Here is a 15,264-nt window from a genome sequence, read left to right on the forward strand (position 1 = left end):
TCGGGGCATAGGATTTGAGCCTAATTACCGCGTAACACCGTCAGTCCTGAAGACGTTATCCGGCGATCAATTAGTGATTTGCAAAGGAATAACCCAGCACCCTAATGGATATAAATATTACGGTGATACACCTGACTTTATTAAGGGGAAAGTGTATCCGTATGGTAATTGGTAGTCCCTACCTACTCTGGGAGCCTGAGTGATACAGTACAAATGGATCCATGAGGTCCTTATAATCTTGACAGTCTATAATATGGATGGCAACAAGCTATGGACATAACGCGTCTGGCCGGTTGGGCTGGATGCTGCGGCGTAAGTGGCCCAAAAAGAGGGCGTTAGGTGGCCTGAAAGAGCAGGATATTCGAGAGATGGAGTGACGATTGAATATGATGCCCAGAAAGGTTCTTGGCGGACGCACGCCGATAGAAAATGATACCGGGTGGGTGTTGCACTTGTTGCGTTAATCCAGTGCCCGTTGCGTTAGGATATGTTTGCCGGATGCCCCCCCGCATGATGGACGCAGAGGGATATGATACCATGGCTTGCGAGCTGCCCTCAGATTTGGACGGGGCGGACAATCACGTTATTAGGTTGAAGATAGGGGCGATATGGTTAAGGTGTACAGATGGCGAAACGCAAGCGCGGTAATCTGCTTACTCGCCGTGAGTGGCCTCGTGCATGCGGATTCAATTGATGCGCAGCGTCAGCGTTATCAGCAAATCAAGCAGGCCTGGGACAACAACCGCATGGATGTGGTGGCGCAGTTGATGCCGACGCTACGCGACTACCCACTTTATCCTTATTTGGAATATCGTCAGTTGTCGCAGGATCTTTCGCTGGTCGATATGGCGCAGGTTAACGCCTTTATCAACGCGAATCCAACGCTGCCACCGGCACGTTCACTTGCCTCGCGGTTCGTTAACGAATTGGCCCGGCGCCAAGACTGGCAAAGTCTGCTGGTTTTCAGTCCTCAGCCGCCAAAACCGGTCTCTGCGCGCTGTAACTTCTATTATGCTAAATGGGCTACCGGTCAGCAGCAGGTCGCCTGGGATGGGGCGCAGAAGATTTGGCTCAATGGTCACTCGCTGCCCGAGAGCTGCAATAAATTATTTGGTGTTTGGGAACAGGCAGGTCAGCGCGGGCCGCTGGCAATCCTTCAGCGTATGCTGCTGGCGATGAAAGAAGGTAATACCGGCCTGGTTAATTATCTGTCCAAACAATTGCCCACTGAATATCAGACCATGGGCAACGCGCTGGCGGCATTGCAGGACAATCCCGCTACCCTTGACGCGTTCGCCCGCAGCGTCGGCCCCACCGACCTCACCCGCCAAGCTGCGATTAGCGCCTTTGCACGCCTGGCGCGGGATAATGTAGAAAATGCCCGCGCCCTGCTACCCACCGTGGTCAGGCTCCAGCACATGAGCGACAGCGAACGTCTGGAGTTACAAGAGAGCATAGCCTGGCGGCTGATGGGCACCGATGCCACTCCTGAGCAGGCGACCTGGCGCGATAATGTCATCTTAAACGGCCATTCGACGTCATTGATCGAACGGCGCATTCGAATGGCATTGGGGCAAGGTGATCGCCAGGGCCTTGCCGCCTGGCTGGATCGACTGCCGGAAGAGGCGAAACAAAAAGATGAGTGGCGCTATTGGCGTGCCGTGCTGCTCATTGATAAAGGCAGGAAAAACGAAGGCGAGGCGATATTGCGCGATCTGATGCAAGGCCGTGGATTTTATCCCATGGTGGCGGCGCAGAAGCTCAATGTAAATTATGTGCTCAACGTAGTGAAGTCGGCGCAGCCGACGTCGGATCTCACCCTTCGTCCGGAAATAGCCAGGGTGCGGGAACTGATGTATTGGAACTTCGATAACCAGGCGCGCAACGAATGGAACGGTTTGGTGGCGAGTCTCAGTCGGCCACAGCAGGAAGCGTTGGCCCGTTACGCGTTTGAGCAAAAGTGGGCTGATTTGAGTGTGCAGACAACCATTGTCGCCAAGTTATGGGATCATCTCGAAGAGCGGTTCCCACTCGCCTGGCCTGATGTGTTTCGCCAGGAAACGGCGGATAAAGGCATCAGCCAAAGTTACGCCATGGCGATCGCCCGTCAGGAGAGCGCCTGGAATCCCCAAGCACAGTCTCCGGTAGGCGCGGCGGGGTTGATGCAATTGATGCCCCTTACCGCCAAACACACTGCCGAGATGTTTAATATTGCCAGCTATACCAATCCCAGTCAGCTATTGGACCCGCAAACCAATATTGCGTTGGGGACCTCGTATCTGGAATACGTCTACCAGATGTTTGGCCGCAACCGTATTCTCTCAAGTATTGCCTATAATGCTGGGCCAGGGCGGGTGACTACGTGGCTTGCCAATAGCGCCGGGCGCGTAGATCCGGTCGCTTTTATTGAAAGCATTCCTTTTTCCGAAACCCGGGGTTATGTGAAAAATGTGTTGGCTTACGACGTATTTTATCGCTATTTCCTGCGGCAACCGGCGAAACTTCTAACGGATGCGGAGTGGCAGCGGAGCTACTGAATCCACGCGAAATAGGGTAGACTCGTTGTACTAGTCAATAGGTATGGCGGTCTATACCCGTCATACTTCACGTTGCAGCCGCGTTGGCCTTCCTGCGACGTGAATTATTTAAGGTCTATTATGAATGACGGTTCAATTCCCGCTACCGATCGGTCCGAACAGGATTGGCAACATTTTGCCGCGTTATTAGGGCAGGCGTTTACCGATGGCCTGCACGTACCGTTACTGCAGTTGATGCTGACGTCGGATGAACGAGACGCCATCGGCACCCGCATTCGTATTATCCGGGCGTTGCTCGATGGTGAGGTGAGTCAGCGTGAATTGAAAACGACGCTGGGCACCGGCATCGCGACCATTACCCGCGGTTCCAATAGCCTCAAAGCCGCTCCTGTGGAACTTAAATTGTGGTTGGAACAGCATTTAAAGCAGTTGCCGGATTAATTTCCTTGCGGACGGTTGGTCTGGTAGATGCTGTTATTGAATGGCACCAGCGCCAATAACAGCGCCTGGTGATAGACGCTGCTGCGGGTGAGTTTGCCAGCGGTAAACACGCCAATGGCACCACCTTGACGTTTAATATCGTTAATTCCGGTTAATTTCGCCATTTCTTGCCCTAATTCCCTGCCTGCAGTGATTCCTTGCAATATACTTTCTGGTAATATTAAGCTCGCAGAGCGTGATTCACCGCGCAAATGAGTATTTTCGATAACCATCCAGGCAAAGGTCATATTATCTTCTATACCGGCTTCCACCCCGACCCAGAAATCTGCCTCCGGACTCACTTGGCGCGCCGCCATGACCCGGTTGCGTGCTCCGCTGCGCGTTTGAACGTCACCCATAGGCTGAGAGGGAACACCGCTGTCGACATCTATACCCACGACGCGGCAACTGTCCGGTCCGTAAGTATCATTAAACGCCCGGCTGATAGCATCAATTTTAGCTGGGTTGGTAGTAGCAGCAACAACGTCATACATAGTGTTTTATCACTCCAGTCATTTTCACGCAGTATAACGGAAAACAACCATGTTACAGGTCTATCTTGTTCGCCATGGCGAAACAGAATGGAATGCCTTGCGTCGAATTCAAGGGCAATCCGATAGCGCATTAACCGCCAAAGGTCAACGCCAGGCACAACAAGTCGCAGAACGCGTAAAGCAATTAGGTATTACCCATATTATCAGTAGCGACCTTGGTCGTACACGCCATACGGCCGACATTATCGCCCGAGTATGCCGTTGCGAGGTGATAACCGATCCTCGCCTGCGCGAACTGGATATGGGGATCCTCGAAATGCGTGATATTGATACCCTGACCGAGGAAGAGGAAAGCTGGCGCAAGCAGCTGGTGGACGGAACACCGGGTGGTCGCATCCCGCAGGGTGAGTCCATGACCGAACTGTCCTTGCGCATGCAGGAGGCGCTGGATCGCTGCCGCGCGTTACCCGCTGGCAGTATCCCGCTATTGGTTAGCCATGGTATGGCCTTGGGATGCCTGATCAGTTCCGTGCTGGGACTCCCACCCTATGCCGAGCGCCGTTTACGGTTACGCAACTGTTCTCTATCACGCATGGATTACCAGCAGAGCCCGTGGCTGGCTTCGGGCTGGGTGGTGGAAACTGCGGGCGAAACCTCGCATTTGGATATGCCCGCATTAGATGAAATTCAGCGTTAGCGGCGCACCGGAATTAAGTACTCACAACGAATAATGGAGTGAGGTGACGGCGGGTCAAGCCTTTGTTTATCTGGATAAAACTGCTCAATATCATGCCCCTGACGGCGGGTCAGTTTCAACATTGGCAGACAGGTGCCGTACAAGGACAGAATAAAGTTTTGCAACCCGTCGGATGGACCCTGGTAAACAAACTGGGCGTATTCTCCGCCAGCAAGATCAATAGGTTGTCCGTTCGGTATATTCTCCGGTGCATCTTGGGGATCGATTGCTGTGGTGTAAAGAATCTCCTGCTCATCATCTTTCTCCTGACTCGGCCGGCTATCATTCAAGCCGTAGAGAACCAGCGGAATGCATTTTACCTCGCCCAGATACTGGTGCCAGAACTGTATGCGCATTTCGCTGCGAAAGCTGCTGATTTGTTCCAAGGTGCAAGAGTAGCTCTGGGTCAACCCAACCAGGTGCCGCAGTGGTAAGGTGACGAATTCCGGTTGCGGGACGCTCCATTTTTCCAATCTTATCGGTGGGCGAACCCCGGAGGAATCCCACTCTTGCGAACGGCGATACAATGCTGGTGTCTGGGAAAATTGTTTTTTGAACGCCCGGGTAAAAGTTTGTTGCGAATCGAAACGATATTGCAAGGCAATATCCAGAATGGGTCGGCTGGTTAAACGTAACGCCACGGCCGCTTTGGATAATCTGCGGGCCCTGATATACGCACCGATGGCATGGCCTGTCACCTCTTTGAACATTCGCTGCAAATGCCACTTGGAGTAGCCCGCTTTTGCTGCAACGTTGTCAAGAGACAAGGGCTGGTCCAAATGTCCTTCCACCCAGCTTAACAGATCACGAATTATACCGGCTTGATCCATAGATCATCCTCAGAGAGCGTTTGGAGCACATTAAAAAAAGTTGACGCATGATAGCAATTTTTTGCAGTCAGACCGACAAAGATTTATTAGCTAATTAATACCTGACATGATAGCAGTAATCCATCATCGGTAATGCCTCCATCATGATGTCCCATGGGGGTATTGCCAGCGGCAAGTTGCCATTCCTAAGAAGACGCCCACATTCATGAAAAAGATAATATGTTCTGCCCTATTTTTAAGCCTACTGGCCGCCGGTGCTACCGTGCACGCTGAGGAGGTTGGCTCGGTGGATACGGTATTCAAGCTGTTTGGACCCGACCATAAAATTGTGGTAGAAGCCTTTGACGATCCGGATGTTCAAAATGTCACCTGCTACCTCAGTCGGGCTAAAACCGGAGGCATCAAAGGTGCCCTTGGTTTGGCCGAGGATACCGCCGATGCGGCTATTTCCTGCCATCAGGTAGGGCCCATTACGTTAACTGACAAGATTAAAAACGCTAAGCAACGTGGCACCGTGGTATTCGAGAAACGGACTTCTTTGGTTTTCAAACGGTTACAGGTGGTGCGTTTTTATGATGAAAAACGCAACGCGCTGGTTTATCTATCGTATTCTGACCGGGTGGTGGAAGGGTCGCCGAAAAACGCCCTGAGCGCGGTGCCGATTATGCCCTGGACCGCCGAGCGTCAGTAAGAGCGGGGGGTAACACAACCCGAGCGCCCTTATGGGCGTCGGGCCATAGGGTTTTACTCTTCCAGATCACCGCAGAAACGATAGCCTTCACCATGAATGGTCGCGATAATTTCCGGGGTATCGGGAGTCGCCTCAAAATGCTTACGAATCCGACGGATAGTCACATCAACGGTACGGTCATGCGCTTTGAGCTCACGGCCGGTCATTTTTTTCAGCAGCTCTGCTCGTGACTGTATTTTGCCGGGGTTTTCACAAAAATGCAACATCGCGCGGAACTCGCTGCGCGGCAGCTTATAGTGATCACCCGCCGGGCTCAGTAGGGAACGGCTGTTGATATCCAACTCCCATCCGTTGAATTTATAGCTTTCAACCAGCTTACGCTCTTCACCACCACTGCCCAGATTCATGGTGCGGGACAGCAGATTGCGCGCACGAATGGTTAATTCGCGCGGGTTAAAGGGTTTGGTAATGTAGTCGTCGGCACCGATTTCAAGACCGAGAATTTTATCCACTTCATTATCGCGGCCAGTCAAAAACATCAGCGCCACGCTTGCGTGCTCGCGTAATTCCCGAGCCAGCAACAATCCATTTTTACCTGGCAGGTTAATGTCCATAATCACCAGGTTGATATCGTTTTCCGATAAGATTTGGTGCATCTCAGCACCATCAATGGCTTCATGAACCATGTAACCCTCAGCTTCAAAAATGCTCTTGAGGGTATTGCGGGTAACTGACTCGTCTTCAACAATAAGAATGTGCGGGGTCTGCATGTTTGCTACCTAAAATTACTGACAAAATTGAAAGGGAAAGTACCAAAGCCGCGGTTATCTGCAACGTCGCCCGGGGAAGGTATTTTTACCCCGAAGCCTATGAGGCTAAAGTACATAAATGTGCTCCAGGTGATGCATTACGGATAACGATGGCACCGCTGACCGGATTCTGGGGCGCTTTTTCTCATGCTGAAATACCGTATAGCTTACCCTTATTAACAACACTATAACAGCGCGAACCGATTTTGCCACTCAAGAAAATTTCATTTTGCTGACATATATCAAATTAACCACCTTGGCAGTGCTTAATTATGGGAACTGCCTTAAATACCAGCATATTTTGCATATTTTGCTGGCAAATGCCATCGATTCAGCGACACATTTACACCAGTAAAAAATCGGTTCGAAAGGTGGTAATATCGTGACGGCGTTGGGCCATTGCAGGACTGCGCTTGATTTGCCATCCCGTGTTAACCGAGAATTGTCATGCAGCTACATATTGTCCTTGTTTCACCCGCTCGGCCAGAAAACGTCGGCGCCGCTGCCCGCGCCATGAAGACCATGGGGTTCGGCTCGTTGCGCATTGTCGACAGTCTGGCGCACCAGGACCCGGCTGCGGTGCGCGTTGCCCATGGTGCCACCGATATCCTCGCCCGCGCCGTTTATTACCCCACCCTGGCTGACGCGCTAGATGATATGGACTTTACCGTGGCCACCACCGCGCGCCACCGCGCCAGGTTTCACTATTACTGTAGTGCCGAGCAACTACTACCACAGTTGCAAGAGAAACAGCAGTGGATTGATCAGGCGGCATTGGTGTTTGGCCGCGAGGATAGTGGCCTGACCAACGAGGAGATGGCACTGGCGGATATGTTGACCGGTGTACCGATGCAGGCGGTATACCCTTCACTTAATTTGGGACAAGCCGTGATGGTGTATTGCTACCAATTAGCAGCATTAAATCAGCTTGCTCATCGTGAACATGCGCCGGCCATGCCCGGCCAGCTGGATGCGTTACGGCAGCGTTTTGATCAATTATTTGATCGACTTAATGTCACTGGTGACCAAAAACTGACCGATTGGTTGCATCAACGGCTGGGATTAGCGACCGCGCGGGATACTGCAATGCTGCATACATTGTTGCACGACATTGAAAAAGCACTCACCGTAAAAAAATAGCGACTAAATGTGTATTAATAGTGTTTATGACTGCATATTTGGCTATTGTGAGGGTTATGGCCAGGTTGTCATCGTTCACTGCCGGAAAATATAGTGCATTTTGAATTGTACAAAAAAGCATCTAAAACAAAATAATATTGACTTTCTCTCTCAATTGCTTTACCAGTAAGCTATTAGAAAATAATATAGATTTTTCAAGACATGCGTTTTTTCAGCCTGAACACCATTATTATTACCTTCACCGATACTACCAGTAGCGGTGCGGGCTGACGCATACAGATAAACAAAAAAAAGCCCGCACCTAAACCGTGCGGGCTTTTTTTTAAGCTTAAAAACAGGAGATGAAAAAAATGCGAGTACTTAAATTCGGGGGTACCTCGGTTGCCAATGCTGAACGTTTCATTCGTGTGGCCGATATCATTGAAAGCAATACCGGCCAGGGGCAAGTGGCCGCTGTGCTTTCCGCACCGGCAAAAATCACTAACCACCTGGTATTGATGATTGAAAAAACCTTAGCCGGTATGGATATTCTGCCCACGATGAATGACGCCGAGCGTATTTTCTCGGATCTGTTACAGGGGTTGGCACAATCGCAGCCGGGTTTTGATTATGCTGGGCTGCGTTCCTTGGTATCTCTGGAATTTTCCCAGCTTAAGCAACTGCTGCACGGTATTACCTTACTTAAACAGTGCCCCGATAGCATTAACGCCGCAATAATCTGCCGGGGGGAAAAACTGTCCATTGCCATCATGGAAGCGGTTTTTCTGGCGCGCGGTTTTGCCGTGACGGTCATCAATCCGGTAGAGAAACTCCTGGCCCAGGGCCACTATCTTGAGTCGGCGGTGGATATCGTGGAATCGACCCGCCGGATCAACGATGCCGCGATTCCCCACGATCATATTATCTTGATGGCGGGTTTTACCGCCGGCAATGATAAAGGCGAGCTCGTGGTGCTCGGGCGCAACGGTTCGGATTACTCTGCGGCGGTATTGGCGGCTTGTCTGCGCGCCGACTGTTGTGAAATATGGACCGATGTTGACGGGGTTTATACCTGTGACCCGCGTCAGGTCCCTGATGCCCGTCTGCTGAAATCCATGTCCTACCAAGAGGCCATGGAGTTGTCTTATTTCGGTGCGAAAGTGCTTCATCCTCGGACCATCGCGCCCATCGCTCAATTCCAAATTCCCTGTTTGATCAAAAACACCGAAAATCCCCAGGCTCCCGGCACGTTGATTGGCCAAAGCGAACCCGATGGTGCACATCCGGTGAAAGGGATCACCCATCTGAATAATATGGCGATGATTAATGTTTCCGGGCCGGGAATGAAAGGCATGATCGGTATGGCCGCCAGGGTGTTCGCCGCCATGTCACGTGCGGGCAGTTCGGTGGTGTTGATTACCCAGTCCTCGTCGGAATACAGCATCAGTTTTTGCGTGCCACAGCACGAGTTGGATGGTGCTCGTCACGCGCTGGAAGACGAATTTTATCTGGAACTGAAAGACGGGTTGCTCGAACCGCTCGATATCATCAGCACGTTGGCGATCATTTCGGTGGTCGGTGACGGCATGCGGACCCAGCGCGGTTTGTCGGCCAAGTTATTTGCAGCGCTGGCGCGCGCCAATATTAATATTATCGCCATTGCGCAGGGTTCGTCTGAGCGGTCCATTTCGGTAGTGGTGGATAACGATGCCACCACCACGGGTGTACGGGTTGCTCATCAAATGCTGTTCAATACCGATCAGGTGATAGAAGTGTTTGTCATCGGATCCGGTGGCGTCGGGGGGGCATTGATCGAACAGATTCACCGCCAGCATCACTGGCTGAAAGCCAAACATATCGATCTTCGCGTATGCGGTATCGCGAATTCCCGCGCCTTGTTGACCAATGTACACGGTATTTCGTTAGAAACCTGGCAGCAGGAACTGGAACAAGCCACCGACGGATTTAACCTCGGGCGCTTGATTCGGCTGGTAAAAGAGTACCATTTACTGAATCCGGTTATCGTGGATTGCACCAGCAGCGCGGCGATTGCTGATCAGTATGCGGATTTCCTGGGGGATGGTTTTCATGTGGTGACGCCCAATAAGAAAGCCAATACCGCCTCCATGCATTACTACCAGCAGATGCGTAACGCCGCCGCCAGCTCACGTCGCAAGTTCCTTTATGATACCAACGTGGGTGCCGGTTTACCGGTTATTGAAAATTTGCAAAATCTCTTGAACGCCGGGGATGAACTACTGCGTTTTTCCGGTATTCTGTCTGGATCGCTATCGTATATTTTCGGCAAGTTGGATGAAGGTATGTCGTTGTCGGCGGCAACCTTGGCGGCTAAAGCGTTGGGGTATACTGAACCGGACCCGCGTGATGACTTGTCAGGTATGGATGTCGCGCGTAAGTTGTTGATTCTGGCGCGTGAAGCGGGTTATCAGCTTGAACTGGACGACGTTGACGTTGAACCGGTGCTGCCCGCAGACTTCGATGCGCAAGGTGATGTGCCGACGTTTATGTCCCGGCTGCCATCCCTGGATGACGCGTTCTCCGCCAGGGTTGCTGCTGCACGCGATCGAGGCCAGGTGTTGCGTTATGTTGCCAGCATCGAGGCTGGCAAGTGCCAGGTTAAGATTGCGGCGGTGGACGGAAACGAACCGCTATTTAAAGTGAAGGATGGTGAGAACGCCTTGGCTTTTTATACGCGCTATTATCAGCCGTTGCCGTTGGTGCTGCGCGGTTATGGCGCCGGTAATGATGTGACGGCCGCTGGCGTATTTGCGGATCTCTTGCGTACGCTGTCATGGAAGTTGGGAGTCTAAAATAATGGTTAAGGTTTATGCACCGGCGTCAATTGGCAACGTTGGCGTGGGTTTTGATGTATTGGGCGCAGCGGTATCGCCCATTGATGGAACATTGCTGGGTGATTGCGTGACGGTGGACGCTGCGTCAGAATTCAGCTTGAGCATTGACGGTCATTTTGCCGACAAGCTGCCGGCCAATCCCCGGCAAAACATCGTCTATCAATGCTGGGAACGGTTTTGCCAGGCGATAAATAAAAACGTTCCGGTGGCCATGCGGCTGGAAAAAAATATGCCCATTGGTTCTGGGCTTGGTTCCAGCGCGTGCTCGGTGGTCGCCGCGTTGCTTGCGATGAACGCCCATTGCGAATACCCACTGGATAAAAACCAGATGCTCAGGTTGATGGGTGAGATGGAAGGGCGGATTTCAGGCGGCGTTCATTATGATAACGTGGCACCTTGCTATCTTGGCGGAATTCAACTGCTGTTGGAAGAAAGCAATATCATCAGCCAACAGGTCCCAAGTTTTAGTGAGTGGCTCTGGGTGATGGCATATCCCGGCATCAAGGTCTCCACCGCCGAGGCGCGGGCGATTTTGCCCGCCCAGTATCGCCGGCAAGATTGCATCAACCATGGCCGTTTGCTGGCCGGTTTTATTCACGCCAGCCATACCCAACAGCCGGCCTTGGCGGCTAAATTGATGAAAGATGTGATAGCCGAACCGTATCGAACCAAATTGCTGCCGGGATTTGTCGACGCCCGCCAGGCCGCGTCGTCCATCGGCGCGTTGGCCTGCGGTATTTCCGGATCGGGACCGACGTTGTTTGCGGTATGCGATCGTGAAGATACTGCGCAGCGTCTTGCCTCCTGGTTGACGCAGCATTACCTGCAAAATGCCGAAGGTTTTGTTCATATTTGTCGCCTGGATACTACCGGCGCGCGAGTGATGGGATAACGTATGAAATTGTATAATATTAAGGATCATAACGAGCAGGTCAGCTTTGCGCAGGCGATCAAACAAGGTCTGGGCCGCCAGCAAGGGCTGTTTTTCCCCATGGACCTGCCTGAGTTTTCCGCGAGCGAAATCGATGCGTTGTTGGATCTCGATCTGGTCACCCGCAGCGCGCGTATCCTGTCGGCGTATATTGGGGATGAGCTGCCGCTGGAAACCCTTTATCGGCGGGTAAAGGCTGCATTTGAATTTCCGGCGCCGGTGGTTGCCGTTGCCGAAGATATCTCAGTGCTGGAGTTATTCCACGGCCCGACCCTGGCGTTTAAGGATTTTGGCGGCCGCTTGATGGCACAGCTGCTCACCGAAGTGGCTAAAGGCCAACCGGTGACCATTCTGACTGCCACTTCCGGCGATACCGGCGCAGCTGTGGCCCATGCCTTTTATGGTCTGGACAATGTGCGCGTGGTGATCCTTTATCCACGTGGCAAAATCAGCCCGCTGCAGGAGAAACTGTTCTGCACCTTGGGCGGCAATATTCATACCGTGGCTATCGATGGGGATTTTGATGGCTGCCAGGCGCTGGTGAAACAGGCTTTTGACGACGAAGAGCTCAAACACCAGTTAGGACTCAATTCCGCCAACTCCATCAATATCAGCCGGCTGCTGGCGCAAATTTGTTATTACTTTGAGGCGGTGGCTCAACTGCCGCAAGAACGGCGTAATCAACTGGTGGTCTCGGTCCCAAGCGGTAACTTTGGTGATCTGACCGCCGGGTTACTGGCCAAGTCACTGGGCCTGCCGATAAAAAGATTTATTGCCGCCACCAATGCCAATGATACCGTACCGCGTTTTCTGGCAAACGGAGAATGGTTGCCGAATCCCACCGTGGCCACGTTGTCCAATGCCATGGATGTTAGCCAGCCTAATAATTGGCCTCGGGTGGAAGAGTTGTTCAGGCGCAAGGGGTGGTCCCTGGAGAACCTGGGCTATGGCAGTGTGGACGACAGTCTCACCCGTGAATCCATGAAGGAGTTGGCGGCCCTGGGATACATTTGTGAGCCCCACGCGGCGATTGCCTATCGACTGCTAAGGGATGGGCTGCAGCCGGGCGAGTTCGGTTTGTTCCTCGGTACCGCGCACCCGGCCAAGTTCAAGGAGACGGTGGATGAGATTTTGGAACAATCCCTGCCGTTACCAAAAGCGCTGGCACTGAGAGCCGGATTGCCGCTGCTTTCACGCAATCTACCTGCGGACTTCTCGCAGTTGCGCACGCTGTTAATGGATTTGCCTGCCTAACCGTGGCGCCGGCCATTTTGCGCGGCGCTTGTCCCTGGCAATGTGTTCGTGCAGAAGGCGATGTCACACTCTGGTGTCGGCGTTGCCGCTGGACAGCGTTGCGCCAGGTCCAGGGGGCGCTCGGACAAACGCAAAGCGTCAACCAAGCGGACCCACCTGTATGGCCTGACATCATTGGATCACGCTGTTCCTATGATGTCTCTGGCCGTTTAAAAACCCATTCCGTTTGCGTGGAGGCTGCGCGGTCAAACGTGTAGCCTCCCTCATTAAACTCGGTTAATTGCTCCGGCCGTGCCAACCTCTGGGTAATAATAAACCGGCTCATCATGCCGCGTGCTTTTTTTGCATGAAAACTGATGATTTTATACTTGCCGTTTTTTTCATCCAGAAACACGGGCTTAATCACCCGGCCTGATAGTTCATGGACCTTCACTGCGTTGAAATACTCCTGCGATGCCAAGTTGATGAGCAGATCGTCACCTTGGGCGGCCAGCGCTTGGTTGAGTTTTTGCGTTAATGTAGACCCCCAAAAGTGATACAAATCGCTACCGGCCGAATTGGCGAGCCGGATGCCCATCTCTAACCGGTAGGGCTGCATCAGGTCCAGCGGCCTCAGTACTCCATACAGACCGGAGAGCATGCGCAAGTGGCGCTGTGCAAAATCAAAATCGGCTTCGCTAAAATCATCAGCCGCCAGACCGGTATACACATCACCTTTAAACGCCAAGATCGCTTGGCGTGCATTGTCCGGGGTAAAAGTTGCGTTCCATGACTGGAACCGTGCCGCGTTCAGATCGGCCAGCTTATCGCTGATACCCATCAAACTGGCCAACTGTGTCGGAGTGAATTGTCGGCACTGGGCGATGAGTTGTTCCGAGCGGGCCAACAGCTCCGGTTGGGTATAACGCTCGGTGGCCAACGGGGTGGTATAATCCAGCGTTTTAGCGGGTGAAATTACGATTAACATAAAGTGCGGTTCCGTCTGTTAAAGTCATTTTCGCGTTGGCGGCCATTCCCAAATTTCGGCAAAAAGTTGGGCCGCAATCGCGGGGAAATGTGCTGCATAAAAGGTGAGTAGTTTACCTACGACGTGCAGCCAATACGCGCTGCCAGCGAGGTGCATAACGCCAGGAACGGTGAACTCCCAGCGCGATTATTTCGACCAGAGCCGTTGAAAATGGAAAATAGATGGCCGAAGTGGCGGATTTGGATCAATCCCGTGCGCCAGGTGAACCAAATGCCGGTGCCAATCAGCAGGTAAGTCAATACCAAGTTCCATAACAAATCATCGACAAACAGGAATAATTTAGCTATTTATGTCACTAATTGTAGTTTGGCTACGATTAACGTTTGCCAACAACCCATTCACAAAATTTTATCCTGGCAATGCGGTATAGTCCTCGGCCGCACGGCGGGGGCTAATCCGCTGGCAGTCCGCTTGCGCCGGGCAACGCGCGTGGTATTATCGAAAAAGGCAGCGCAACGCCATAGGAAATGCACCCCCTTCACAACGAGAAATTCCATCATGACAGATAAATTAAGTGCCCTACGCAAAATGACTTCCGTTGTTGCCGATACCGGTGATATCACCGCCATTAAACTGTATCAGCCGCAGGATGCAACCACCAACCCTTCTTTAATTCTCAATGCAGCGCAAATTCCCGAATACCGCAAGTATATTGATCAGGCAGTCGCCTGGGCAAAGGAACAAAGTCGCGATGCCGCGCAACAGGTCAAGCTCGCTACCGATAAACTGGCGGTGAATATTGGCCTGGAGATCCTCAAATTGGTGCCGGGACGCGTTTCCACTGAGGTTGACGCCCGACTGTCCTACGATACCGAGGCAAGTGTTGCCAAAGCTGAAAGCCTGATTAAGCTTTACAATGATGCCGGCATATCCAACGATCATATTCTGATTAAGTTGGCGTCTACCTGGCAGGGGATCCGTGCCGCCGAACGGCTGGAAAAATCCGGTATTAATTGCAACCTGACCCTGCTGTTTTCTTTCGCCCAGGCCCGCGCTTGTGCCGAGGCTGGCGCTTATCTGATTTCACCCTTTGTCGGGCGTATACTCGATTGGCACAAGGCCAACGGCGCACAGAAAGACTTTAGCCCCGAGCAGGATCCCGGCGTGATATCGGTGACGGAAATTTACCAGTACTACAAGTCGCATGGTTACGACACCGTGGTCATGGGCGCCAGTTTCCGTAATATTGGGGAAATCGTTGAGCTTGCTGGCTGCGATCGTTTGACCATCGCGCCGCCGTTGCTCAAAGAGCTGGCTGAAAGTGAAAGTCCCCTCGAGCGTAAACTTTTCTATACAGGTGACATTAAAGCCCGTCCTGCCAAACTGACCGAAGCGGAATTCCTGTGGCAACACAACCAGGACCCCATGGCGGTGGATAAGCTGGCCGACGGCATCCGTAAGTTTGCTGTTGATCAGGAAAAGCTGGAAGCGATGATCAAAGATCTTCTCTAATCCGTTCACGGCTGACGCACAGATGTTATTA

General features: G+C 52.3%; 15 protein-coding genes and 1 other annotated feature. Of the genes, 10 read left to right on the top strand and 5 right to left on the bottom strand.

What is annotated here, in order from left to right:
* Window positions 1–608: 608 nt before the first annotated feature.
* Both sltY and trpR read left to right on the top strand, forming a co-directional pair.
* Window positions 609–2,537 (top strand): murein transglycosylase, encoded by a 1,929-nt coding sequence (gene sltY / locus SJI19_RS19990; RefSeq protein ID WP_416347578.1) that lies wholly within the window; start codon window positions 609–611, stop codon window positions 2,535–2,537.
* A gap of 120 nt (window positions 2,538–2,657) precedes the next feature.
* Window positions 2,658–2,978 carry a trp operon repressor gene (trpR, locus tag SJI19_RS19995; protein WP_323480025.1) on the top strand — a complete coding sequence of 107 codons (321 nt, stop codon included), beginning with the start codon at window positions 2,658–2,660 and terminating at the stop codon, window positions 2,976–2,978.
* Here trpR and yjjX read toward each other — a convergent pair.
* Window positions 2,975–3,511: an inosine/xanthosine triphosphatase gene (gene yjjX, locus SJI19_RS20000; protein WP_323480026.1), complete on the bottom strand. Its 537-nt coding sequence runs from the start codon at window positions 3,509–3,511 to the stop codon at window positions 2,975–2,977. The genes trpR and yjjX overlap by 4 nt on opposite strands.
* 49 nt (window positions 3,512–3,560) lie before the next feature.
* On the opposite strand from yjjX, the gene gpmB reads away from it, so the two are divergent.
* On the top strand, window positions 3,561–4,208 hold the full coding sequence (gene gpmB / locus SJI19_RS20005) for a 2,3-diphosphoglycerate-dependent phosphoglycerate mutase GpmB (protein WP_323480027.1): 648 nt from the start codon (window positions 3,561–3,563) through the stop codon (window positions 4,206–4,208).
* Here gpmB and robA read toward each other — a convergent pair.
* Window positions 4,205–5,077, bottom strand: coding sequence for an MDR efflux pump AcrAB transcriptional activator RobA (gene robA, locus SJI19_RS20010; protein ID WP_323480028.1), 873 nt, complete (start codon window positions 5,075–5,077; stop codon window positions 4,205–4,207). The genes gpmB and robA overlap by 4 nt on opposite strands.
* A gap of 205 nt (window positions 5,078–5,282) precedes the next feature.
* Between robA and creA the strand changes: the two genes are divergently transcribed.
* Complete coding sequence (gene creA / locus SJI19_RS20015; RefSeq protein WP_323480029.1) at window positions 5,283–5,768, top strand: protein CreA; 486 nt, start codon at window positions 5,283–5,285, stop codon at window positions 5,766–5,768.
* Between the two features lie 53 nt (window positions 5,769–5,821).
* Here creA and arcA read toward each other — a convergent pair whose 3' ends face one another.
* The gene (arcA, locus tag SJI19_RS20020; RefSeq protein WP_323480030.1) at window positions 5,822–6,538 is read right to left on the bottom strand and encodes a two-component system response regulator ArcA; all 717 of its coding nucleotides are present in this window, start codon (window positions 6,536–6,538) and stop codon (window positions 5,822–5,824) included.
* Window positions 6,539–7,024: 486 nt separating this feature from the next.
* On the opposite strand from arcA, the gene SJI19_RS20025 reads away from it, so the two are divergent.
* The 5 genes from SJI19_RS20025 to thrC all read left to right on the top strand — a co-directional run bounded on the left by SJI19_RS20025 (window position 7,025) and on the right by thrC (window position 12,754).
* Window positions 7,025–7,717 (top strand): tRNA/rRNA methyltransferase, encoded by a 693-nt coding sequence (locus tag SJI19_RS20025; protein WP_323480031.1) that lies wholly within the window; start codon window positions 7,025–7,027, stop codon window positions 7,715–7,717.
* A gap of 201 nt (window positions 7,718–7,918) precedes the next feature.
* A complete protein-coding gene (gene thrL, locus SJI19_RS24900; protein ID WP_416347580.1) occupies window positions 7,919–7,987 on the top strand; it encodes a thr operon leader peptide in 69 nt (22 codons plus the stop codon).
* Window positions 7,926–8,042 (top strand) — a sequence feature (Thr leader region). Its footprint overlaps the gene before it by 62 nt.
* 25 nt (window positions 8,043–8,067) lie before the next feature.
* Entirely contained in the window at window positions 8,068–10,527 is a 2,460-nt protein-coding gene (gene thrA, locus SJI19_RS20030) for a bifunctional aspartate kinase/homoserine dehydrogenase I (RefSeq protein ID WP_323480032.1), read from the top strand.
* 4 nt (window positions 10,528–10,531) lie between these two features.
* Window positions 10,532–11,461 (top strand): homoserine kinase, encoded by a 930-nt coding sequence (gene thrB / locus SJI19_RS20035; protein ID WP_323480033.1) that lies wholly within the window; start codon window positions 10,532–10,534, stop codon window positions 11,459–11,461.
* A gap of 3 nt (window positions 11,462–11,464) precedes the next feature.
* Window positions 11,465–12,754: a threonine synthase gene (gene thrC, locus SJI19_RS20040; RefSeq protein ID WP_323480034.1), complete on the top strand. Its 1,290-nt coding sequence runs from the start codon at window positions 11,465–11,467 to the stop codon at window positions 12,752–12,754.
* A gap of 190 nt (window positions 12,755–12,944) precedes the next feature.
* On the opposite strand, the gene yaaA is transcribed toward thrC, so the two are convergent.
* The gene (gene yaaA / locus SJI19_RS20045; protein ID WP_323480035.1) at window positions 12,945–13,721 is read right to left on the bottom strand and encodes a peroxide stress protein YaaA; all 777 of its coding nucleotides are present in this window, start codon (window positions 13,719–13,721) and stop codon (window positions 12,945–12,947) included.
* 116 nt (window positions 13,722–13,837) lie between these two features.
* Window positions 13,838–14,020, bottom strand: coding sequence for a hypothetical protein (locus SJI19_RS20050; protein ID WP_323480036.1), 183 nt, complete (start codon window positions 14,018–14,020; stop codon window positions 13,838–13,840).
* A 259-nt stretch (window positions 14,021–14,279) separates the two neighbouring features.
* On the opposite strand from SJI19_RS20050, the gene tal reads away from it, so the two are divergent.
* The gene (gene tal / locus SJI19_RS20055; protein ID WP_323480037.1) at window positions 14,280–15,233 is read left to right on the top strand and encodes a transaldolase; all 954 of its coding nucleotides are present in this window, start codon (window positions 14,280–14,282) and stop codon (window positions 15,231–15,233) included.
* Window positions 15,234–15,264: the final 31 nt, after the last annotated feature.

Origin of the sequence: Acerihabitans sp. TG2 (assembly GCF_035013185.1) — a bacterium.
In the GTDB taxonomy this organism is placed as follows: Bacteria; Pseudomonadota; Gammaproteobacteria; order Enterobacterales; family Enterobacteriaceae; genus Acerihabitans.

Coding starts and splice junctions, on each gene's coding strand:
- sltY (WP_416347578.1), top strand. CDS start 609: ATGGTTAAGGTGTACAGATGGCGAAACGCAAGCGCGGTAATCTGCTTA.
- trpR (WP_323480025.1), top strand. CDS start 2,658: ATGAATGACGGTTCAATTCCCGCTACCGATCGGTCCGAACAGGATTGG.
- yjjX (WP_323480026.1), bottom strand. CDS start 3,511: ATGTATGACGTTGTTGCTGCTACTACCAACCCAGCTAAAATTGATGCT.
- gpmB (WP_323480027.1), top strand. CDS start 3,561: ATGTTACAGGTCTATCTTGTTCGCCATGGCGAAACAGAATGGAATGCC.
- robA (WP_323480028.1), bottom strand. CDS start 5,077: ATGGATCAAGCCGGTATAATTCGTGATCTGTTAAGCTGGGTGGAAGGA.
- creA (WP_323480029.1), top strand. CDS start 5,283: ATGAAAAAGATAATATGTTCTGCCCTATTTTTAAGCCTACTGGCCGCC.
- arcA (WP_323480030.1), bottom strand. CDS start 6,538: ATGCAGACCCCGCACATTCTTATTGTTGAAGACGAGTCAGTTACCCGC.
- SJI19_RS20025 (WP_323480031.1), top strand. CDS start 7,025: ATGCAGCTACATATTGTCCTTGTTTCACCCGCTCGGCCAGAAAACGTC.
- thrA (WP_323480032.1), top strand. CDS start 8,068: ATGCGAGTACTTAAATTCGGGGGTACCTCGGTTGCCAATGCTGAACGT.
- thrB (WP_323480033.1), top strand. CDS start 10,532: ATGGTTAAGGTTTATGCACCGGCGTCAATTGGCAACGTTGGCGTGGGT.
- thrC (WP_323480034.1), top strand. CDS start 11,465: ATGAAATTGTATAATATTAAGGATCATAACGAGCAGGTCAGCTTTGCG.
- yaaA (WP_323480035.1), bottom strand. CDS start 13,721: ATGTTAATCGTAATTTCACCCGCTAAAACGCTGGATTATACCACCCCG.
- tal (WP_323480037.1), top strand. CDS start 14,280: ATGACAGATAAATTAAGTGCCCTACGCAAAATGACTTCCGTTGTTGCC.